Raw genomic sequence first — 22,534 nt, forward strand, 5'->3', positions numbered from 1 at the left:
GACGTAGAAAAATAACTTCTAAACGGTTTTTTAAGCTTTATTCCAATAAATTAATACCTACTCTTTACTTGCCATTGCGGCAGAAACTGAAGCAGATAATCTTTTGTAGGTTCCATTTTCTAAACGTTCTCGAATAGCTGAAAAAGCTTGTAGGGTTTCTTCTACATCTTCGAGAGTGTGAGAAGCGGTAGGAATCATTCTCAATAAAATAAGTCCTTTTGGAATTACCGGATATACCACAATAGAACAGAAAACGCCATGGTTTTCCCTAAGGTCTTTAACCAAAGCCATAGCTTCTGGAATACTACCCTTAAGGTACACAGGAGTTACACAGCTTTGTGTAGTTCCTATATCGAAACCATTATCCTTAAGTCCGTTTTGAAGTGCATTTACATTCTCCCAAAGCTTTTCTTTTAGCTCAGGCATTGTTCTTAACATTTCCAAACGTTTTAATGCGCCAACCACCAATTGCATTTGTAGGGATTTAGCGAACATTTGAGAGCGTAAATTATATTTCAAATAATCTATAATTTCTTTATCGGCTGCAATAAATGCTCCTGTACTAGCCAAAGACTTCGCAAACGTAGCAAAATAAACATCTATTTCATCCTGTACTCCCTGCTCCTCACCGGCACCGGCACCTGTTTTTCCAAGGGTACCAAAACCATGAGCATCATCTACAAATAACCTAAAATTATATTTTTTCTTAAGCTCAACAATTTCCTTTAATCTTCCCTGCTCTCCACGCATTCCAAAAACCCCTTCAGAAATCAATAAAATCCCTCCTCCTGTTTGTTCTGCAATTTTCGTGGCACGTTGCAGGTTTTTCTCTATACTATCAAGATCATTATGCTTGTAAGTAAAGCGCTGCCCCAGGTGTAGTCGTACACCGTCTATAATACAGGCATGAGCATCTACATCATAAACAATTACATCCTGTTTAGAAACCAGCGCGTCTATGGTAGAAACCATTCCCTGGTAACCAAAATTTAACAAATAAGCAGATTGTTTATGAACAAAAGAAGCAAGTTCATCCTGTAGTTTTTCGTGAAGATGCGTATGTCCACTCATCATTCTGGCTCCCATAGGATATGCCGATCCATATTCTGCAGCGGCTTCAGCATCTACTTTTCTTACTTCGGGATGATTAGCAAGCCCCAGGTAGTCATTAATACTCCAGGTAATTACTTTTTTCCCTCTAAACTTCATTCTGTTTGAGATAGGGCCTTCAAGTTTTGGAAATACAAAATACCCCTCTGCCTGCTCTGCCCATTTTCCTAATGGTCCTTTATCCTTATATATCTTATCAAATAAATCCCTCATCAATCTTTTTTTAGTCAAGCCGCAAAAGTACTTAAAATTGGCTCAATTGTACAAAGTTATTTTTTTCTTAAAATTCAAATAAAAGAAAAGCATCCTAGGGGGATGCTTTTTTCGTTTCTATTTCTGAATCAATTTCAAAATATTCTTTATTTAATTATTTCTATAGGTTGTGCTTCAATTTCGTTTTTGGTATCAAAAAAGCCTTGCTCTTCCATCCAATTATCACTAAAAACTTTTCCCATATAACGTGAACCGTGATCTGGAAAAATAACCACTACTTTACTATGCTCATCAAATTCGCCTTCTTCAGCAAGTTGTTTTAAGCCTTGTGTAGCAGCTCCACTGGTATAACCTACAAAGAGTCCTTCGGTTTTAGCCAGCTCTCTTGCCGTATGGGCGCTATCTTCATCACTAACCTTTACAAAACGATCTATAATTTCAAAATCTGTAGCCGAAGGAATAAGGTTTTTACCCAAACCTTCTATTCTGTAAGGATAGATTTCATTGGCATCAAACTCTTTAGTTTCATGATACTTCTTTAAAACAGAGCCATACGCATCTATCCCAATAACCTTCAAATCAGGATTCTGTTGTTTTAGATACCTTGCAGTTCCCGATATTGTACCACCTGTACCACTACAAGCAATAAGATGAGTTATTTTTCCTTCTGTTTGATTCCAAATTTCAGGACCGGTAGAATTAAAATGCGCGTCTATATTCAAATCGTTAAAATATTGATTGATATAAACCGAACCTTTTGTTTCTGCGTGAAGGGTTTTTGCCACCTGATAATAAGACCTGGGATCGTCTGCCGATACATGTGCAGGACAAACATAGACCTTGGCCCCCATGGTTCTTAACATGTCTATTTTATCGTTAGAGGCTTTAGAGCTTACCGCTAAAATGCATTCGTAGCCTTTAATAACACTTACCATAGCAATGCTAAAACCGGTATTCCCAGAAGTAGTTTCTATAATAGTGCTACCAGGTTTTAGAATACCTTTTCTTTCTGCTTCTTCTATAATATAAAGTGCAATACGGTCTTTTGCAGAGTGTCCCGGATTAAAGGCTTCGACCTTAGCGAAAAATTCTCCTTTAAATTTTTGGGTGATTTTATTAAGTTTTATCAAAGGTGTATTGCCTATAAGCTGCAATACGTGATCGTATACTTGCAAATCTTCTTTCATAAATCGAAGTTCTTTACAAAATTTGGGTTAAAGATTTTGCCCAATTCTTGAGCGTGAAAACATTTCAGAAATACTGAAAATATCTTATTTTTTTATTCCGAACCAATCGAAATAAAACACTGACATTCAATGCCAATTTTATTTCTATTCTATTATAAACCTTCGAATATTTAGAGGCTTATCCCTCTATATTCAAATTCTCTTTGCAATACTTCTCAAACCTCCAAAGAGGCGATTTTTCCTAAAAACACAGAAGTAAAACCGTCCAAATTTAAGGTAAATTTTTTAATTAGTGGTCAATTCCTTCCAAATCCAGTAAAAATGCATATTCTTCAGCCACCTCTTTTAAAGCTTCAAAACGTCCTGAAGCCCCACCGTGGCCTGCATCCATATTGGTATGAAAAAGTAACAAATTATTGTCGGTTTTCAGGTCCCTTAATTTAGCTACCCATTTCGCAGGTTCCCAGTATTGAACCTGAGAATCGTGCAAGCCCGTTGTTACCAACATATTAGGGTAGTTTTGCGCCACTACATTGTCATAAGGTGAATATTGTATCATATAATCATAATAATCTTTGTTATTAGGATTACCCCACTCATCATATTCACCGGTAGTTAATGGAATGCTATCATCTAACATTGTTGTTACCACATCTACAAAAGGTACGGCAGAAATAACACCATTGTATAGTTGCGGAGCCATATTTATAACCGCCCCCATAAGCAAACCACCTGCAGAACCACCCATAGCATAAAGATGTTCTGCAGAAGTATATTTTTCCTGAATTAAATATTTTGAAACATCTATATAATCGGTAAACGTATTCATTTTATTGAAAAGCTTCCCATCTTCATACCATTTACGGCCAAGGTATTCCCCGCCACGAATATGTGCTATAGCATAGATAAAACCACGATCTAACAAGCTAAGCCTCACTGTAGAAAAATAAGGATCTATGGTAGAGCCATAAGAGCCATAAGCGTATTGTAAAAGCGGACTATTCCCATCTAATTTGGTTCCCTTTTTGTAAACCAGGCTAACCGGAATTTTAGTACCATCTTTTGCCGTTGCCCAAATTCTTTCTGAGGTATAATTATTCTTATCAAAATTTTTATCTAAAACAGCTTGCTCTTTTAAAACCGTCTTCTTTTGGGTTTCCATATTAAAATCTACCACCGATGTTGGCGTTGTCATGGAGTTATAGGTAAACCTTAAAATTTCCGTATCAAAAGCAGGGTTTATTGAGGTATAGGCCGTATAGGTCTCATTATCAAATGGAATATAATACGCCTCAGAATTATCCCATCGCATTACTTTTATCTTATTCAAGCCATTGTGTCTTTCACTAACCACCAGGTACTTTTTAAAGATATCTATATCTTCCAATAAGTAATCTTCCCGATGTGGAATTACATCTACCCAATTTTGCTGACTTGTCTTTTCAACCGGAGTTTTCATCAATTTAAAATTGGTAGCACCATCTTTATTAGTCATTACGTAAAAGCTATCTTCAAAATGCGCAATGCTATATTCCAGGCCACGTTCTCTGGGCTGAAAAACCTTAAACTCGCCATTGGGGTTATCAGCTTTTAAAATTCGGTATTCAGTAGTTAAGGTACTATGGCTCCCAATAATGATATACTCTCTGGATTTCGACTTATAAACATAGGTATTAAAAGTTTCATCTGCCTCTTCATAAACCAGCTCATCTTTAGAAGAGTCTGTACCTAAAATATGTTTGTAAATTCGATAAGACCTTAAGGTTTGATCGTCTTTTTTGGTATAAAAAAGCGTTTTATTATCTGCGGCCCAGGTAGAACCACCGGTAGTATTTTCTATCTTATCAGGATAAATTTCTCCGGTTTCCAGGTCTTTAATCTGAATGGTATATTTTCTTCTACTTAAGGTATCAACCCCAAAAGCGACCATTTTATTATCCGGACTCACATTTAATCCGCCAAGGCTGTAATACTCAAAGCCTTCGGCCATTTCATTTACATTAAAAAGCAAATCTTCAGGCGCTTCCAGGCTTTCTTTTTTACGCGAGTAAATAGGATAATCTTTTCCTATTTCAAACCGGGTTAAATACCAATAACCATTTAATTTATAAGGAACCGACTCATCGTCTTCCTTTATCCTGGACTTCATTTCTTCAAATAACCGCTGCTGAAAATCACTGGTGTGAGCCGTCATTTGTTTATTATAAGCATTTTCCTGATTTAAATAATCTATTACCTCGGGGTCTTCCCTATTGTTCATCCAGTAATAATTATCTACTCTCACATCTCCGTGAAACTCCAGCTTTTTAGCTATTTTCTTCGCTTTAGGCGGTATAATTTCTTTTTTCAAATCTGCATTATTTTGAGCGCCTGCAAAGGTAATGCTTCCCAGTAAAATACATAATAGTCTCTTCATATTAACAGGATTAATCCTGTAATTTAGTAAATTTGCCTTTCATAAATTTTAAAAAAAGAGACTATGTTTGGAGATATGATGGGTATGATGAATAAAATAAAAGAAACCCAGCAAAAAGTTGAAGAAACTAAAGAACGATTAAAAACCGTTAGCATTGAAGAAAAATCAACCGACGGCTTACTAAGTGTAACCATTACCGCCACTCGTGAGATTAAAAATATAAATATTGCCGACGAGTTACTTGAGGATAAAGAGCAATTAGAAGATTATTTGGTACTTACTTTAAACAAAGCCATTGCCAAAGCTTCTGATATCCATGAAAAAGAACTTGCGGCAGTTGCCAAAGATGGAATGCCAGACATTCCGGGAATGGATATGCTTAAGTAATTTTATTCGAGAATCGAGATTTATCCCGATAATTATCGAGACTTCTAAGAGGCTCACCACGGGTTATTTACTATTCAGTTAAAAAATAAACACCTCACAGATTTTAGAGTCTGTGAGGTGTTTATTTTTAGGTTATTTTACCTAAGTCTCTTATAGTATAAGTTCCTTAAGCACCTTCAAAAATTTCTGGTGCATTTCTTCGGAATAATCTAAATGGGTGACTATTCTTAATTTTCCCTGCCCCATATTGCTTATCCTAATATTTTCTTTTGCCAGATTTTTCATAAATGCAGCTTCATCTGAAGCCTTTTTAAGATAAAAAATAACAATATTGGTTTCTACTTCTTCCACTTCGCCAACATAACTAGCGTTTTCCAGTGTTTTGGCTATATCGGCTGCCCTTTTATGATCTTCGGCCAGGCGTTCTACATGGTTATCCAGAGCGTAAGTACCGGCCGCTGCCATAAAACCAACCTGTCGCATTCCGCCGCCTAAAACTTTACGAACCCTAATGGCATTTTTCATTATTTTTTCGCCTCCAATTAGCACAGAACCCATAGGGGCTCCAAGTCCTTTAGAAAGACAAACCGAAATAGTATCGAATAATTTCCCGTAATCCCTGGGATCTTCATTTTTAGCAACCAACGCATTAAAAAGCCTTGCCCCATCCAGGTGAAGGCCCAGGTTATGGGTATTACAAACTTTTCTTATTCTTTTAATCTCCTCCAGATCATAGCAGGCTCCGCCCCCTTTATTAGTAGTGTTTTCCAAACAAACCAAACTGGTAAGAGGGCTATGATAAAAATCTGGAGGGTTGATACTTTCTTCAACCTGTGCAGCAGTAATCATTCCACGGTTGCCGTCTACCAATTTACAGGAAACTCCGCTGTTAAACGAAGCTCCTCCCCCTTCATAATTAAAAACATGCGCCCATTTATCACAAATAAGCTGCTCGGCCGGTTGTGTATGTAATTTTATAGCGGCCTGGTTCGCCATACTCCCGGTTGGAAAAAATAACGCTTCATCCATTCCAAACATTTTTGCCAGCTTTTCTTCCAAAGCATTTACACCAGGGTCTTCCTTGTACACATCATCACCAACTTCAGCACCTATTATGGCTTTTAACATCCCGCTGGTAGGACGGGTTACTGTATCACTTCTAAGGTCTATTTCTTTCATAAAATATATTTTGACTTAATTCGAAATATAAATATTCATTTTTTATAGGAAGTATAAGCTCTTAAGCTCTAAAAATCCAATTTAATACTTTCCCTATTATTCTCTTAAATTTTCCTTCTTCAAAATGAAATGATCAAATTTCAGCAAGTGAGAAACTGACTAACAGGAGAATAAGTCTAAAGCCTTTCTTTTAGGGCAATTTCAGGAAATTTTAAAACTATAAAAATATCGTTAAATAGTTTCCCGGCCTATTCTTAAATTCTATTTTTACTTTAAAATTTAGATGTATGATTACACACGAGCATATTAGAGATCTTAGAGAGCGCCTTGGTGCGTTAAGGAGGTATCTTTGACATTGATGCCAAGAAAATAGAAATCACCAATCAGGAGGAAAAAACTTTTGCTCCAGATTTTTGGGATGACCCAAAAAAAGCCGAGATCATTATGCGTGATCTTAATTCTGAAAAACAATGGGTGGAAGAATTTGAGAAATCTGAAACCCTGGTAGAGGACCTGGATATTCTTTATGAGTTTTATAAAGAAGGTGAAGCAGGCGAACACGATGTTATTGAGAAGAATGAGCAGGCTTTGGCGCTTATTGAAGACCTTGAGTTTAAAAATATGCTTTCTGAAGAAGGCGATAAGCTAAGCGCTGTTTTACAGATCACTGCAGGTGCGGGTGGTACCGAGAGTTGCGACTGGGCTCAAATGCTTATGCGCATGTACCTGATGTGGGCCGAAAAACGCAATTTTAAGGTCAAAGAATTAAACTATCAGGCAGGGGATGTTGCGGGCATAAAAACAGTTACCTTAGAGATTGAAGGGGAATTTGCATTTGGATGGTTAAAAGGTGAGAATGGTGTACACAGATTGGTAAGGATTTCTCCATTTGATAGCAATGCAAAACGACATACTTCTTTTGCCTCCGTTTATGTGTACCCACTGGCCGATGATTCTATAGAAATAGACATCAATCCGTCAGAAATTTCCTGGGAAACCATGCGTTCCTCAGGTGCGGGAGGACAAAATGTGAATAAGGTAGAAACAGCAGTTAGGTTGCGCCACGCTCCTACCGGGATTGTTGTTGAGAATTCAGAAACCCGATCTCAACTGGAAAACAAGACCAAGGCTATGCAGCTTTTAAAGAGTCAGTTATATGAAATTGAACTTCAAAAGCAACAGGCACAACGTAGGGAAATTGAAGATTCTAAAATGAAGATAGAATGGGGGTCGCAAATTAGAAATTATGTGATGCATCCTTATAAACTGGTTAAAGATGTAAGAACAGCAGAAGAAACCGGAAATGTAGATGCTGTAATGAACGGGGAAATTGATGTTTTCCTGAAAGCTTTTTTAATGATGATGGGACAACGGCAGGAAGATTGATAGATTTCTGCCATTATATTTTAGATTTAAAATTTATTGTTTATTTTAAAATCGTAAAAAACAAATTATGATTACTGTTTATCACAATCCAAGATGTAAAAAATCTAGAGAGGGCTTGGAACTTGTAAAAAACTCTGGAAAAGAATATCAAGTTAGAGAGTACCTAAAAGAGCCTCTTTCAGAAGAAGAACTAGGTAAAGTTTTAGAAAAATTAAGCTTTTATCCAATGCAACTAATTCGTAGTAATGAGAAAATTTGGAAAGAAAATTATAAAAACAAAGATTTAAGCGACAAAGAGTTAATTACTGTAATGGTAGAGAACCCAAAACTTATTGAAAGGCCCATTGTAGAAACATCTAACACAGCTGTAGTAGGTAGACCTAGCTCTAATATTGAAGATATATTGTAAGTAAAGTAAATATATCAAAGCACTAAAGAAATGAAAACTCAACATAAAATAGCAATAGTAGGTGGTATCGCCGGTTTTATAGCGGCAGGCTTTATTTATTCCCAATTTCACCTAAACAGAAAAAGCAGAAAAGAACTTATTGAAATTGCCAGGGAGCTTGCCTATACCTGGAAAAAAGAACTGGATCTTAATTTTGAACAAACCGAAAAACTTGAGGATCTAATAATTGAATACACGCTTAAGAAAAATGAAATTATAAATGCTACCGCATTACATGAAGATGATATTATTTTCAAACTAAAATCTATTCAACAAGCAGAACACACAAAGCTGCAAAAAATAATGACAGGAAAACAATTTCAGAAATACTTAGAATTAAATAAAAAAATTAGTCAAAGGTCTTAAGAACTGATTTTCAATCAAAAAAACTCGATTTAACAATCTAAATCAATATTTAACGTGAGTTTAACCCACATTGCGTTAAACCATTTTAAGAATTGAAGGTCTAAGAATAAAAAATTCTATGACCACCAAAATCTTTTACACGCTAAGCCTGGCGTTTTTTCTTTATTTTAATTTAAGCAGTTTTGCACAAACTTCCGGGAATTCTTACGAAATCTCCGGAAAAGTAATGGACAACGAACTAAATGTTCCATTAGAATATGCAACAATTTCTGTTGTTGATGTTAATAATCCAGAAAATGTTAATGGAGGCATCACTAACAATAAGGGTGTTTTTAAAATTGAAGTAGCACCCGGAACTTATAATATTGTTGTAGAATTTATTTCTTACGAAACCAAACGATTCAATAATCGTAAGATTAATGCAGATTTAAATCTACAAACCATAGAACTTGGAGTAAGTTCTGATAATCTGGATGAAGTAATTGTTCGTGCTGAGACCACTCAGGTTGATATTAGGCTGGATAAAAAAATATATAATATCGGAAAAGACCTTACCACTGCAGGTGGTACTGTAAGTGACGCCCTAAACAATGTCCCTTCTATTTCGGTAGATATTGAGGGCGGAATAAGCTTAAGGGGAAATGATAATGTGAGAATTCTTATTAATGGTAAACCTTCAGCAATGGCAGGTTTTGGCAATACCGATGTTTTAAGTCAATTACCGGCTGAAGCTATAGAGCGCGTAGAAGTAATTACATCTCCTTCTGCCCGGTATGATGCCGAGGGTACTGCAGGTATTATCAATATTATTCTTAGAAAAAAAGAAACACTTGGCTTTAATGGCTCTGTTACTGTAAATGGTGGGATTCCTGAAAATGGGAGTATTTCTGCCAACCTAAACTATCGTACCGATAAATACAACCTGTTCACCACTACAGGGTACAGGTATTCAGAGTCGCCCGGTTATGGTTTCTTCGACACACGATTTTTTGACCCAAGAACAGATATTATTTTAGACAGCCTAAAGTACGATCGAAATATTGAAGATAGGGACTACAACAGGATAAACCGTGGTTTCAACACTAATGTTGGAATGGAATACTACCTATCTGACATGTCTTCAATAACCGGTGCTGTATTTTATAGACTTGGTGATGACAGAGATCTTACCAATAATATGAACGACTACCTATTGGGAGATACCGAGCTTTTAGGAACTAACAGAAGGGAAGTTGAAAATGAAGAGGATGAAAGTATCCAGTTCTCCCTTAATTATGTAAAAAAGTTCGATAATAAAGGGCATAAACTTACCGCCGATTTTCAGTTTGAAAATGATAGTGAAACTGAAGACGCTTTCATAAATGAGTTCACCACCTATAACAATACAGAAAATGCGACTATAGATATACCATCTGAATCTACCCTTACCAAAGAAGATAAAAAAGAATATTTAATACAGGCAGATTATGTATTACCTATTGGCGAGGAGTCACAATTTGAAGCGGGATATCGTGGTAATTTTGAAAACGAAATAACAGATTATAAACTATTTCAGGAAAACAATCCTGGCGAGTTTATACTGAATAAAAACCAGACCAATGTTTTTGACTATTCTGAAAATGTGCAGGCTTTGTATACACAATACGGTACTAAATTTGGAAACTTCAGCTTTCTTCTTGGTTTAAGATTAGAAAACACCAACCTACAAGGAAAAATTGATTCAGAATTAACTGAAGCCGAATTGCAGGAAGAGTTTTCATTCGATATAGATACAGATTTTAACAACGACTATCTTGGCCTATTCCCTACCCTAAATCTTATTTATGAGCTTGGTGAAGATGAAAATTTGACCCTGGGGTATAACCGAAGAATAAACAGACCAAGAGGTTGGTATATAAACCCTTTCCCTTCAAGAAGCAGCCGTAATAACATCTTCCAGGGAAATCCAAATCTAAATCCGGCATTTTCTAACGCTTTTGATTTAGGCTACTTAAAAAAATGGGATAAGTTCACCCTAACTTCTTCTATTTACTATCAAAGAGAAACCGATGCTTTCCAAAGAGTAAGAGAAGAAGTGTTTATTAGCGGCCCATCTGGAGAACAAATTGAGGTGATAAGAAGCATCCCATTTAATCTTGCGACAAACGACAGAATGGGTGGTGAATTAGGTTTTCTTTACAATCCGGCAGATTGGCTAAGACTTAACGGAAGCGTGAATGTTTTCCGTTTTAAACTGGACGGAGAATTTAATGGAAACGATTATAGCCAGGATAACTCAAGTTGGTTTGGTAGGTTTAGCTCAAAAGTTACCTTACCACTAAAAATAGATTGGCAAACCAATTTATTTTATCGCGGGCCTTCAGACGAAATTCAGGGAACCCAGGATGGAATTCTAAATGTGGACCTGGCATTCAGCAAAGAAATTCTAAACGATAAAGCTACACTTTCCTTAAACGTAAGGGATATATTTAACGGTAGAAAAAGAACCAGCTTTACCTCTACAGAATTTTTTAACCAGGATAGTGAATTTCAGTGGAGACAGGGACAGTCTGTAAATGTTTCTCTAATTTACAGGTTTAACCAACAAAAACGCGAACAGCGACGTAGTAATGGAAATCAGGACTTTGATGAAGGTTTTGAAGGGTAATCATAAGAAGCTGTCTGAAAAGGTTTTAAAAGCGTCATCTTAAATTTATTTCAAAATCTACCGTGTTGGTAATTAAAACCATGTTAGAAGCTGAAATAAGTTCAGCTTGACGAGAATAGACTTTTCAGACAGCCTCCTTCTAATTTCACAAAAACAAAGCATAAAAAAAGGGACTTTAATAGTCCCTTTTTTTATGCTTTTTCTTCTTTTGCCTTTTTCCTTGCTTCTTTCTTTTCTTTAAGCAATTCTCCAACCGAACCGCCTATCCAATAAGGTAAAATAGCCATTAGGAAAATCATAAGCCAGAATCCCATAGTTAAAATAACCAGGAAAGCCAGAAAACCGAGATATTGATCGAATTCGAACATAATTACCAAATTTTTTTGATCTGGTCAAATATACTAAGCTTTGGCGGCTTATCACAATTAAATTTTCAGAAATTACAAAAGACCTGATTAACATTAGGAAAATTAAAGTCTAAATTCTCTTCATTTATTCCTTTAAAATGCCGTTAACTTGTAAATTTGTGTTGTCACAACTAATATAACAATTATGGATTATAGAATAGAGAAAGATACCATAGGTGAAGTAAAAGTACCCTCAGATAAACTTTGGGGTGCTCAAACAGAACGTTCCAGAAACAATTTTAAAATTGGGCCTGCCGGGAGTATGCCATTGGAAATAGTTTACGGCTTTGCTTACCTAAAAAAAGCCGCTGCATATACAAATAGCGAACTAGGTGTTTTACCTGAAGAAAAAAGAGATTTAATTGCCCAGGTATGCGACGAAATACTTCAAGGCAAACACGACGATCAGTTCCCATTGGTTATTTGGCAAACCGGTAGTGGAACTCAAAGTAATATGAATTTAAACGAGGTAATTGCCAATCGTGCCCACCAATTGGCAGGAAAAAAACTTGGAGAAGGCGAAAAAACACTTCAGCCTAACGACGATGTAAACAAATCGCAATCTTCTAATGACACCTTTCCTACCGGAATGCATATTGCCGCGTATCAAAAAATTATAGCTGTAACACTTCCAGGTGTAAAACAATTACGTAATACACTTAAGAAAAAATCAGAAGAGTTTAAAGAGGTTGTTAAGATAGGTCGAACCCATTTTATGGATGCCACTCCCCTTACCTTAGGACAAGAGTTTAGCGGTTACGTAGCCCAGTTGGATTACGGTATTAAAGCACTTGAAAACACCCTACCGCATTTGGCTGAATTAGCACTTGGTGGCACCGCTGTAGGAACCGGACTCAATACACCCGAAGGCTATTCTAAAAAGGTAGCTGAGTATATTGCCAAGTTCACCGAACTTCCTTTTGTTTCTGCCGGAAATAAATTTGAAGCTCTTGCTGCCCACGATGCATTTGTTGAAACTCATGGTGCCTTAAAACAACTGGCCGTATCTTTAAACAAAATAGGAAATGATATTAGAATGCTTTCTTCAGGGCCTAGAAGTGGAATTGGAGAAATAAACATTCCTGCAAACGAACCCGGTTCATCTATTATGCCCGGAAAAGTAAATCCAACCCAATGTGAAGCTTTAACAATGGTTTGCGCCCAGGTTATGGGTAACGATGTTACCATTGGTGTTGGCGGAATGCAAGGCCAATTTGAATTGAACGTTTTTAAACCGGTTATGGCCGCTAACCTTTTACAAAGTGCAGAACTTATTGGTGATGCTTGTGCATCTTTTGATGTAAATTGCGCAAGTGGAATTGAAGCAAATACACCAAGAATCCAGGAGCATTTAAATAATTCTTTAATGTTGGTTACCGCTTTAAATACTAAAATTGGGTATTACAAAGCTGCAGAAATAGCCAATAAAGCTCATAAAGATGGAACCACGCTTAAAGAAGCTGCGGTAGCATTAGGCCATCTTACTGAAGAGCAATTTGATGAGTGGGTACAACCTAAAGACATGGTTGGAAATATAGAATAATTAATTCAAATTTCATAAAAACTAAAAGCCTGTCTAAGAATTTTAGACAGGCTTTTCCTATTAATATTCGTCATCCTGAATTTATTTCAGAGCCTGCCCCGATTATTTATCGGGTATCTAAGTTGTTGACTTTCGAAGCACATTAGAAGCTGAGCCAAGTTCAGCTAGACGAAAAAAGAATTCAACAACTCTTCTCTAATTTAAGCTCGAAACTTATTTCGTTATATTCTTCTTGCCTTTTTTGGCATAAAACTTTTGAAACCTCCAGTAAGATACAGCTCCCAATAATGCTACTATTGCAATGGCATAGTAAATAAATGTTGGGGTAATCACTTTATCCCCACTAGCATACGAGTGTAAACCGGCCAGGTAGAAATTCACTCCAAAATAAGTCATTAGAATACTGGCAAAGGCAACAATAGACATAAAATTAAAGAACCATCTGCTTCTAAGTCCGGGAACTAAACGCATATGAATCACGAAAGCATACACCATAATACTAATTAAAGCCCAGGTTTCTTTAGGATCCCAACCCCAATAACGTCCCCAGCTTTCATTGGCCCACTGTCCCCCCAGGAAATTACCTATAGTTAGCATAACCAAACCTACGGTTAAGGCCATTTCAGTAATAATAGTTATCTCTTTAATATTAAGGTCCATTTTTTTCTTATTCCCCTCTGTGGTAAAAATCATTAACAATAATGCCACGGCACCTAGAATCATTCCCAGGGTGAAAGGACCATAACTTCCCACTATTACCGATACGTGAATCATTAACCAATAAGAGTCCAAAACAGGCTGTAAATTGGCAATAGAAGGATCCATCCAGTTCCAGTGCGCAATCATTAAGATCATAGAAGTTACAAATGCTGTAGAAGCAATAGTTAAACTACTCTTTCTTCCAAATGCTAAACCAAAAAACATGGTAGCCCAGGCAACATAAATCATAGACTCATAAGCATCACTCCAGGGAGCGTGCCCCGAAATATACCACCTGGCAATTAAACCTAAGGTATGTATTACAAACAGAACTATAATTACACCGCCACTTATCTTAACCAGCCATTCTGTAATCTTGTTGTCTTTAAAGATTCGAACAATAACTATTACTAGCATAAATAGCCCTGCAACCATGTACATCCAGAAAAGATTTCTAAAAACATCGTATTTATTGTAAAGGATTTCGGCGTTTATCCTGTCTTTTGATGGCATTACCTCCTCTCCAAATTTCTTTTGAAAGCCTTTAATGCTTTCAAGATATTGATTGGCTTTGCTATAATCCCCGGTTTCACTTGCATCGGAAAGGGCTGTCATATATAACGGTAGAATTTGTTTGGTATAAACAGAATCCATCCCCTTAAATACCACACCTTCATCTTCCAATTCAGGATAGGAAACCCATTTGTTGTTCTCATGTCCCGGAATTGGGAAAATTCGAAGTATTTTTCCCTGTAGAGCCCTGTATAATAAGTTTACCTTTTTATCGGTATTAATAAAATCTTTTTCAAATTTATTGGGTACTGCAGCTTTATAAGCCTTCTCCAACATTGGAGAAAGTTTATAGTTCCCCATTTCATCAAAAAAATTACTAAGGGTTAAGTATTTTTTACCTTCTTCTACGTCCAAAATGTTATGTAAACTATCATTATGCTTTTCAACATAAATGATAGGTACATTGTACCAAATCATTGGATTTTGGGTTAATGATACCAATACCTGGTCTGAACTTAAGCCTTCGTATTCATCAGATTTACTTAATTTTCTAAGTAATTCAGAAGAATAAGTATTAGCCGGTTTCATCCTACCACCTGCATCCTGAATAACCAAACGGCCAAATTCTGCTGCATGTTCTTTACTAATAGCATTGGCCTTAAGAATAGAGTCTACTTCTCTTTTTGCCGATTCAGCATGTTGATGGCTATCATTTGGAGCCTGGGCAAACATAGAACCTGCCAGCATAAAGAAAGCCAGCACTGTGGTTAACTTGCTCTTTTTACTTTTTACTTTTTCCAACATTTCTTTCAGCTTTCCAAATCTTGACCCCCTATCAAACAGAATAAGCATAAGGCCTATATAAAGTAGCGTATAGCCAATATACGTTACCCAGGTTCCCCAAAAATCATGATTTACAGAAAGTACTGTTCCGCTCTCATCTGGCATAAAACTAGCCTGGAAAAACCTAAAACCTTTATGGTCTAACACGTGGTTCATATAAATTTCATACGGCACATTTTCCTTTCCTTCTTCAACTATTTCCACTTTACTTTTAAAAGAGGAATAGCTATTTTCGGTACCCGGATATTTATCAGCAATAAAATCATTGAGTTTTAATGCAAAAGGAAGTTCAATTTCCTTACTACCGTAATTTAGGTAAAACTCGAGACCTGCCAGTTCTACTTTATGAGGCTCACTGGGAATTCCCTGGCCACCCATTATAGTTACTGTTTCAGACTCCCCTTGTGAAGAAACCTTCACTGTTAAGGCATCAGACTGGCCATCTGTTTTTTCTGGTGTTTTAACAATATCATATTTCCCTTTAATTACGGGCTCGGGTATTACAAATTGCATAGCACCAATATTATAAAGCGAACGCAACATTAAAGTTTGGGTAGAATCCTGCAACAAATTTCCTCGCTCCTGGTCGGCCATTCGCATATAATCACCTTCAAAAGGTGAGTTTATGGTATATTTACCTGTTTCTTCATCATATTGTATATTAATAGCGCCATCTGTAGGTTTATTTAAGGCAAATAATACATTATGAACATTTTGTACCTCCCCTTCTTTTAAGTAGTGATCGTGACGTCCACCACCACCAGATTCAACCAGTTTAAGGTAAACATCACCATCTTCAGTAGGAACCAACTCTTCCTTAGCACCATAAATAAAATTAGTTGCCTCTATAGTAACCGGCTGCCCGTTATAATCGGTATTCAACACATATTCATTCTCTGTTTCCGGAGCAAAAAGCACCGGTTCTTCCAAAACCCTTCTGCGAGGCTCTCCATCTATTTCGCCGTCTATAAAAGCGCTAAAATAGGTTTTTTGAGAAAGCATAATGTTAGTGGTTTCCCCTTCTTTAATAGGCATTATCCCCTCATAACTAATATAGCGGGTTATAAAAGCCCCAACTAAAATTAATATAAAAGACAAGTGCAGTAAGAGGGAAGACCATTTTTCACGTTTATGAAGATTATAACGTTTAATATTACCTATAAAATTAATCACAAAAAACAGCATAATACCTTCAAACCACCAAGTGTTATAAATTAACACTCTTGCCGTTTCTATACTATACCAACTTTCTATAAATGTTCCGAACGCCATGGCCACTGAAAAGACCACAAACAAAACTGCCATGATACGGGTAGAAAATATGACAGAGGCTATTTTATTTTGCATGAAGTAGCTATTTTAAGCCTGCAAATTTAGGGATTTTTAATGGTTTGCATAAGGAAAAACAAAGACATTTCCCGACACAAATGTTAATTTTATTGCCTGATTATTTTTAATAATTTAGCCGAATGTTAGAAGTTGTCATTTTAGGAACCGGGAATGTTGCATCTCATCTATTCAAAGCTTTTTCTGAAAAAGAAAATATAGATGTTATACAGGTATATAACCATAATAAAGAGAGCCTAAAAAGCTTCTCCAATCTTACAAATACTACCACAAATATCCAGCAATTAAAAAAGGCAGATTTTTACTTTATAGCTATAAAAGATGATGTTATTCCCGAAATTGCCCGGCAATTAAGCAAATACAAAGGCATTATTTTACACACCTCGGGAGCCGTAGGTATAGATATGTTAAAACATACAGCTAACTATGGCGTTTTTTATCCCTTGCAAAGCTTTTCCAGGAATACTACTATAGATTTCACTGAAATTCCAATTTGCATAGAAGCAAATTCCGCAGAAAACCTGGAAAAAATAAAGACTCTAGCTCTTACAATCTCAAAAGATGTACGTGAAGTTAATTCTGAACAGCGAAAAGCTTTACACGTGGCCGCAGTTTTCATAAACAACTTTAGCAATCATCTATATGCTATTGGAGCTGAAATTTGTAATGAGCACGCTGTAGACTTTAGCATTTTAAAGCCACTTATTAGTGAAACGGCTTCAAAAATTCAAACTTTATCGCCTTACGAAGCCCAAACCGGTCCTGCACTAAGAAATGATCATAAAACAATAGAAACACATTTAGCAATTTTATCGAATAAACACAAAAACCTATACAGGGAAATAACCCAATCTATTCAAGATTTACATGGAAAAGAACTATAAAGAATATCTAAATCACATCAACACTTTTGTATTTGATGTAGACGGCGTGTTAACAAATGGAAGCATTCAGGTTAGTACTGGCGGAGAACTACTGCGCACTATGAATATTAAAGATGGTTATGCACTTAAAGCTGCAAAAAATGCCGGCTATACGGTTTGTATTATTTCTGGCGGCAAAAATGAAGGAGTAAGAAAAAGGCTAAGAGATCTTGGAATAAATGATATTTATTTGGGTATTCACGATAAAGTGGAACAAATGGATGAATTCTTTGATATTTATAATATAAATGCCGAAAACGTACTCTATATGGGAGACGACATCCCAGACTATTACCCTATGAAACTTGTTGGCCTGCCTTGTTGCCCGCAAGATGCAGTAGCAGAAGTTAAAGAAATCTCCAGGTATGTTTCTCATAAAAAGGGAGGTAAAGGTTGCGTTCGCGATGTAATAGAACAAGTAATGAAAGTTCAGGGTAAATGGATTGACAAAGCATAATGAACTGGGTTTTATTAATTCTCGCCGGACTTTTTGAGGTAGGCTTTGCCTTTTGCCTGGGAAAAACAAAGCTTACCACCGGTTACAGCTCTAATCTTTGGTTTGCAGGTTTTTTAATATCCCTAAGCATCAGTATGTTTTTGCTCTATAAAGCTACCCAAACACTACCCATTGGCACTGCCTATGCAGTATGGACAGGTATAGGTGCCGTTGGCACTGTTTTACTTGGGATTTTTATATTTAAAGAACCTGCCAACTTTTGGCGTATTTTCTTTCTAAGTACGCTAATAATTTCAATTGTAGGTTTAAAGTTTGTTTCTGAATAATCTAGTATATGATCGCCTATTTAAAGCTGGTAAGATGGCCTAACCTTATTTTTATATGCCTCACCCTGCTCCTTATAAAGTTTTCGTTTTTTGAGGGCTTTGGTGCTGCTATTACACTAAATGCGTTTGGCTATTCGCTTTTAACCCTGGCCACCGTTTGTATTGCGGCCTCGGGCTATGTGATTAATGATATTTATGATATCCAGGCCGATAAAGTCAATAAACCCGAAAAACTAATTGTTGGAAATAAGATTTCAGAAAAAAAAGCGAACAACCTATTTATAATTTTAAATATTATTGGCGTTGGGTTGGGCTTTTACCTGGCAAACCTGCTTGAAAAACCCGGTTTTGTAGCCATATTCATTTTTTCTTCGGCGCTTCTCTATTTATATGCGAGTTATCTAAAACAAATTCCTTTTTTAGGAAATATTATCATTAGTTTTCTGGTAGCTTTCGTAGTACTATTGCCCGCTATTTTTGATCTTTTCCCGGCAATTTCCCCTCAAAACAAGCAAATACAATCCTTATTGTTTTCTATTCTAACAGATTACGCAGTATTCGCCTTTTTACTGAATTTATTACGGGAAATGGTAAAAGACCAGGAAGATATTAAAGGAGATCATAATGCCGGTATACAAACACTCCCTATTATTTTAGGACATAAGCGCACCAATAAGATAATTTTTGCACTTGGCATCCTACCAGTAGTTGCCATTATATATTATATCTATAATTATCTTTTTGAAAATACTTTTCTGGTAATCTACACCTTAACCTTTATTCTGGCTCCACTACTCTATTTTCAGGTGCGTATTTGGGAGGCGAACAAAAAGAGTGATTACTCTCACTTGAGTTTAGTATTAAAAATTATTTTATTTTTCGGACTTATTTCTATCGGTTTTCATCAATTTTTACGTTAATCCTATTATGTTAAAAGAACTTTTAAAAAATAAAGAAATAATTCTTGCTTCGGGCTCACCAAGACGCCATCAATTCTTTAAAGATCTTGACATCCCTTTTAAAATAGATGTAAGACCGGTAAAAGAAGTTCATCCAGAATATCTTCAAAAGGAAGAAATAACCGATTTCCTCGCTCAATTAAAAGCCGAAGCTTTTCAGAAAGAATTAAAAAAAGACCAAATTTTAATTACAAGCGATACTATTGTTTACAATGATGAAAAGGCAATGGGAAAACCGTCTACCGCACCTGAAGCTAAAGAAATGCTTAGATCTCTTTCAGGTAAAAGCCATAGCGTTTTCACTTCGGTTTGCTTTACTACATATAAGCATCAATCTACCGTAACTTGCGAAACCAAAGTAAGCTTTAAAGAGCTTACGCCTGGGGAAATTGATTATTACGTAGAAAATTTTAAACCTTTTGATAAAGCAGGAGGCTATGCCATACAGGAATGGATTGGACTTATAGGAATTACTAACCTGGAAGGGAGTTATTTTAACGTGGTAGGCCTACCCACACACCTGGTATACCAGGAGTTACTAGATCTAGCTTAAGGTATTTGTTGTTCTGGTTCTACAGCAAAAGTTTATAAAAATAACCCCAAATTTTAAATAGCTTTTACCTTGATAATTTTAACCGGACAGGCATTTGCTGCCGCTTCAGCCGGTGCCAGGATACTATAATCTGGAGATTTAAGGGTATGAAAACCTTTATTATCTTTAGCTTTTAGCAAAACCGATTTCCCATCTTTTTTAGACATCTGAAATTGTGCAGGGGCAAGCTCTACACAATAATTACATCCAATACATTTATTGCGCTGTAGCGTTACTACCACCATTAAGCTTCTACTATTTTATAAAGTTTATCTGAAAGCCTTACCCTAAAAGGCAGTTTTATTGTACAAGAATCTCCTTTTATGGCTTTTTCCACACTGGTTTCATCTACAAATAACTCTTTCAAATCAATTTCTTTGGCTCCTGTACTGGGGCCGGTAATTAATAGCTTATCGCCTTTTTTGATATCGTAAGCTTCTATTTTAAATTCAGCCACTTCCGCTTTAGGGAAGTAATGTACACCTTTGCCCACATAAATCTTTTTCTGGGTGGCCTGAGATCCCGAGGTATTGTTCCATTCTCCAAGTTTTTGCCCTAAATAATAACCACTCCAAAAACCACGATTATAAACCGTGGCCAACTTCTTCATCCAAATTTCAACCTTTTCAGAAGTAAATGTATCTTCATATAGCGCATCTAAAGCTTCTCTATACACCCTGGTTACGGTAGCTACATATTCAGGTGCACGACCACGTCCTTCAATTTTTAAGATATTTATACCGGCACCCATTACCTGGTCCAGAAAGTCTAAAGTACAAAGATCTTTTGGAGACATCATATATTCATTATCTACCTCAATCTCAAAACCGGTTTCCTGGTCTATAACGGTATATTTCTTTCGGCAATTCTGTTTACAAGCTCCCCTATTTGCAGAGGAATTATGTGAATGAAGGCTTAAATAGCATTTTCCTGAAACCGCCATACATAAGGCACCGTGGCCAAAAACCTCTATCTTCACCAATTCGCCTGAAGGGCCTTTTATTTGTTCTTTTTGAATCTGTTCTGTGATTTTTTTAACCTGCCTTAAACTTAACTCCCGGGAAAGCACCATAGTTTCGGCAAAAAGACTGTAGAATTTCACCGTTTCAATATTGGTAATATTAAGTTGTGTAGAAATGTGTACTGCTATTCCCTGCTCTCTTGCAGAAGCAATTACCGCCTGATCGGAGGCAATAACAGCCGTTACCCCGGCATCTTTTGCCTGCCTTAAAAGACTTTTAATAAGCGATAAGTCGTGATCGTAGATAATAGTGTTAAGGGTAAGATAGGTGCGTACATTTTTAGCACTACATCTTTTAGTAATTTCAGGTAAATCTTCCATCGTAAAATTCACAGAAGCCCTGGCTCTCATATTAAGCTGGTCTATTCCAAAATAAACTGAATCTGCGCCATTATCCAAAGCCGCCTGCAGAGATTCAAAATTTCCCGCTGGGGCCATTAGTTCCATCTTTGTCTTCATTCAAAAATTTATTAGTGCTTACTTTACCGGAATTACAGAAAGTACCTTATCTATAAAAAACACTGCAAAAAAAGTAAAAAGCCAATTTTCACATACTGACCACGATCATATTTTAGCACATTTTTGGTTCTTTTTTAAAATTTCTATGCACGCTCTTAAAATTAACCTCGAGTATAGAATTAGTAATTTACCTTGTTAGCTATACTTCATTAATCTGCATATACTAGCCACCTAAAAATCGAGCTTCTGTATTATAATTGAAAGTATACAAAACACCATCATTCACGAATAGGTTCAAGCTATAAAAAACAAACAAGACACGCACATCAACTAACACAAATATCTAAATATAAGCAATTTAAAATCAATTATATTAACTTATAGTTCACGATAATAATTAAAAAAATTGTTTCTTCTATTTCTATTTAGAACTGGCTTTTTAGATTAACTTTGTATCAAAATTTAGTATAAATTATGTACGAAGTGTTTTCAATATATAAAACCGAAATCTCCTATACGGTAGCCACCATTTTTGTTTTATTAATTGTTCAATTTCTTTTAAAAAAAGCAGCCCATAAAGTAGGGAAACGCAGTGAAATTAATTTTACGAGAACCAAGCTAATGTTCAAGTATATTAATATTTTAATTCTACTTATTGCTGTATTCTTACTTTCATTAGCCTGGGGGGTTGGCCTTACAGAAATCTCCCTTATCTTTTCTTCGGTTTTTGCAGTGCTGGGGGTAGCACTTTTTGCCATCTGGTCTATACTGAGTAATATTACTTCGGGGATTATTCTATTCTTTTCTTTCCCATATAAAATTGGGGATAAAATAAAGATTCATGACAAAGACCTACCTGTTGAAGCTGTTATTGAAGACATAAAGGCTTTTCATTTACACCTCAGGACATTAGACGGTGAACTTATCACATACCCCAATAACCTTATTTTACAAAAAGCAGTATCCCTGGTGGCCAAAGATGTTTTTCTTGATGAAGGTAAAAGCAGCCTGTAATTTTTATTAAAAGCACTCTTTTCAACTTAGGTCACCAATAATTCAACGATATTTTGCGACCTGAAAAAGTTCAAAAAACGTTTTTGAATCGT

20 protein-coding genes are annotated in these 22,534 nt (G+C 36.1%); 12 read left to right on the forward strand and 8 right to left on the reverse strand.

What is annotated here, in order from left to right; genetic code table 11:
- Nucleotides 1-57: 57 nt before the first annotated feature.
- The 3 genes from GUB10_RS01695 to GUB10_RS01705 form a co-directional block, all read right to left on the reverse strand.
- Nucleotides 58-1,323: an aminotransferase class I/II-fold pyridoxal phosphate-dependent enzyme gene (locus tag GUB10_RS01695; RefSeq protein ID WP_193709708.1), complete on the reverse strand. Its 1,266-nt coding sequence runs from the start codon at nt 1,321-1,323 to the stop codon at nt 58-60.
- Nucleotides 1,324-1,469: 146 nt separating this feature from the next.
- The gene (locus GUB10_RS01700) at nt 1,470-2,510 is read right to left on the reverse strand and encodes a PLP-dependent cysteine synthase family protein (protein WP_193709709.1); all 1,041 of its coding nucleotides are present in this window, start codon (nt 2,508-2,510) and stop codon (nt 1,470-1,472) included.
- 289 nt (nt 2,511-2,799) lie between these two features.
- Nucleotides 2,800-4,926 (reverse strand): S9 family peptidase, encoded by a 2,127-nt coding sequence (locus tag GUB10_RS01705; protein ID WP_193709710.1) that lies wholly within the window; start codon nt 4,924-4,926, stop codon nt 2,800-2,802.
- Nucleotides 4,927-4,989: 63 nt separating this feature from the next.
- Here GUB10_RS01705 and GUB10_RS01710 point away from each other — a divergent pair, with 63 nt between their 5' ends.
- On the forward strand, nt 4,990-5,313 hold the full coding sequence (locus tag GUB10_RS01710) for a YbaB/EbfC family nucleoid-associated protein (RefSeq protein WP_193709711.1): 324 nt from the start codon (nt 4,990-4,992) through the stop codon (nt 5,311-5,313).
- 150 nt (nt 5,314-5,463) lie between these two features.
- Here GUB10_RS01710 and GUB10_RS01715 read toward each other — a convergent pair whose 3' ends face one another.
- On the reverse strand, nt 5,464-6,492 hold the full coding sequence (locus GUB10_RS01715; protein ID WP_193709712.1) for a low specificity L-threonine aldolase: 1,029 nt from the start codon (nt 6,490-6,492) through the stop codon (nt 5,464-5,466).
- Nucleotides 6,493-6,779: 287 nt separating this feature from the next.
- On the opposite strand from GUB10_RS01715, the gene prfB reads away from it, so the two are divergent.
- The 4 genes from prfB (at nt 6,780) to GUB10_RS01735 (ending at nt 11,339) form a co-directional block, all read left to right on the forward strand.
- Nucleotides 6,780-7,878 (forward strand): peptide chain release factor 2 gene (gene prfB, locus GUB10_RS01720; protein WP_193709713.1). Its coding sequence is split into 2 segments (ribosomal slippage): nt 6,780-6,842 and nt 6,844-7,878, totalling 1,098 coding nucleotides; the frame shifts between segments, so codons are not numbered across the junction.
- Nucleotides 7,879-7,945: 67 nt separating this feature from the next.
- Complete coding sequence (gene arsC, locus GUB10_RS01725; protein WP_193709714.1) at nt 7,946-8,287, forward strand: arsenate reductase (glutaredoxin); 342 nt, start codon at nt 7,946-7,948, stop codon at nt 8,285-8,287.
- A 30-nt stretch (nt 8,288-8,317) separates the two neighbouring features.
- Entirely contained in the window at nt 8,318-8,692 is a 375-nt protein-coding gene (locus tag GUB10_RS01730; RefSeq protein WP_193709715.1) for a hypothetical protein, read from the forward strand.
- A 118-nt stretch (nt 8,693-8,810) separates the two neighbouring features.
- Complete coding sequence (locus GUB10_RS01735; RefSeq protein ID WP_193709716.1) at nt 8,811-11,339, forward strand: outer membrane beta-barrel family protein; 2,529 nt, start codon at nt 8,811-8,813, stop codon at nt 11,337-11,339.
- A gap of 191 nt (nt 11,340-11,530) precedes the next feature.
- Here GUB10_RS01735 and GUB10_RS01740 read toward each other — a convergent pair whose 3' ends face one another.
- Nucleotides 11,531-11,707 (reverse strand): hypothetical protein, encoded by a 177-nt coding sequence (locus GUB10_RS01740; RefSeq protein ID WP_176132705.1) that lies wholly within the window; start codon nt 11,705-11,707, stop codon nt 11,531-11,533.
- Nucleotides 11,708-11,891: 184 nt separating this feature from the next.
- Here GUB10_RS01740 and fumC point away from each other — a divergent pair, with 184 nt between their 5' ends.
- Nucleotides 11,892-13,289, forward strand: a complete 1,398-nt coding sequence (gene fumC, locus GUB10_RS01745; protein ID WP_193709717.1) for a class II fumarate hydratase — start codon at nt 11,892-11,894, stop codon at nt 13,287-13,289.
- Between the two features lie 213 nt (nt 13,290-13,502).
- Here the strand turns inward: fumC and ccsA are convergent, their stop codons facing one another.
- A complete protein-coding gene (ccsA, locus tag GUB10_RS01750) occupies nt 13,503-16,691 on the reverse strand; it encodes a cytochrome c biogenesis protein CcsA (protein WP_227740270.1) in 3,189 nt (1,062 codons plus the stop codon).
- Nucleotides 16,692-16,813: 122 nt separating this feature from the next.
- On the opposite strand from ccsA, the gene GUB10_RS01755 reads away from it, so the two are divergent.
- From GUB10_RS01755 to GUB10_RS01775, 5 genes are read left to right on the forward strand one after another with little or no spacing between them, the layout of a single operon-like run.
- A complete protein-coding gene (locus tag GUB10_RS01755) occupies nt 16,814-17,575 on the forward strand; it encodes a Rossmann-like and DUF2520 domain-containing protein (RefSeq protein WP_193709718.1) in 762 nt (253 codons plus the stop codon).
- A complete protein-coding gene (locus GUB10_RS01760) occupies nt 17,559-18,071 on the forward strand; it encodes an HAD family hydrolase (RefSeq protein WP_193709719.1) in 513 nt (170 codons plus the stop codon). Before GUB10_RS01755 ends, GUB10_RS01760 begins: the two co-directional genes overlap by 17 nt.
- Nucleotides 18,071-18,397: a multidrug efflux SMR transporter gene (locus GUB10_RS01765; protein WP_193709720.1), complete on the forward strand. Its 327-nt coding sequence runs from the start codon at nt 18,071-18,073 to the stop codon at nt 18,395-18,397. The genes GUB10_RS01760 and GUB10_RS01765 overlap by 1 nt, the downstream gene beginning before the upstream one ends.
- A gap of 8 nt (nt 18,398-18,405) precedes the next feature.
- The gene (locus GUB10_RS01770; RefSeq protein ID WP_193709721.1) at nt 18,406-19,317 is read left to right on the forward strand and encodes a geranylgeranylglycerol-phosphate geranylgeranyltransferase; all 912 of its coding nucleotides are present in this window, start codon (nt 18,406-18,408) and stop codon (nt 19,315-19,317) included.
- Nucleotides 19,318-19,324: 7 nt separating this feature from the next.
- Complete coding sequence (locus GUB10_RS01775; RefSeq protein WP_193709722.1) at nt 19,325-19,909, forward strand: Maf-like protein; 585 nt, start codon at nt 19,325-19,327, stop codon at nt 19,907-19,909.
- A 53-nt stretch (nt 19,910-19,962) separates the two neighbouring features.
- Here GUB10_RS01775 and GUB10_RS01780 read toward each other — a convergent pair whose 3' ends face one another.
- Entirely contained in the window at nt 19,963-20,193 is a 231-nt protein-coding gene (locus GUB10_RS01780) for a ferredoxin (protein WP_193709723.1), read from the reverse strand.
- Nucleotides 20,193-21,428 carry a U32 family peptidase gene (locus GUB10_RS01785; RefSeq protein ID WP_193709724.1) on the reverse strand — a complete coding sequence of 412 codons (1,236 nt, stop codon included), beginning with the start codon at nt 21,426-21,428 and terminating at the stop codon, nt 20,193-20,195. Before GUB10_RS01785 ends, GUB10_RS01780 begins: the two co-directional genes overlap by 1 nt.
- Nucleotides 21,429-21,902: 474 nt before the next feature.
- Here GUB10_RS01785 and GUB10_RS01790 point away from each other — a divergent pair, with 474 nt between their 5' ends.
- Complete coding sequence (locus GUB10_RS01790) at nt 21,903-22,442, forward strand: mechanosensitive ion channel domain-containing protein (RefSeq protein ID WP_193709725.1); 540 nt, start codon at nt 21,903-21,905, stop codon at nt 22,440-22,442.
- Nucleotides 22,443-22,534 lie beyond the last annotated feature (92 nt).

The organism is Salegentibacter sp. BLCTC (assembly GCF_015143665.1).
In the GTDB taxonomy this organism is placed as follows: domain Bacteria; phylum Bacteroidota; class Bacteroidia; order Flavobacteriales; family Flavobacteriaceae; genus Salegentibacter; species Salegentibacter maritimus.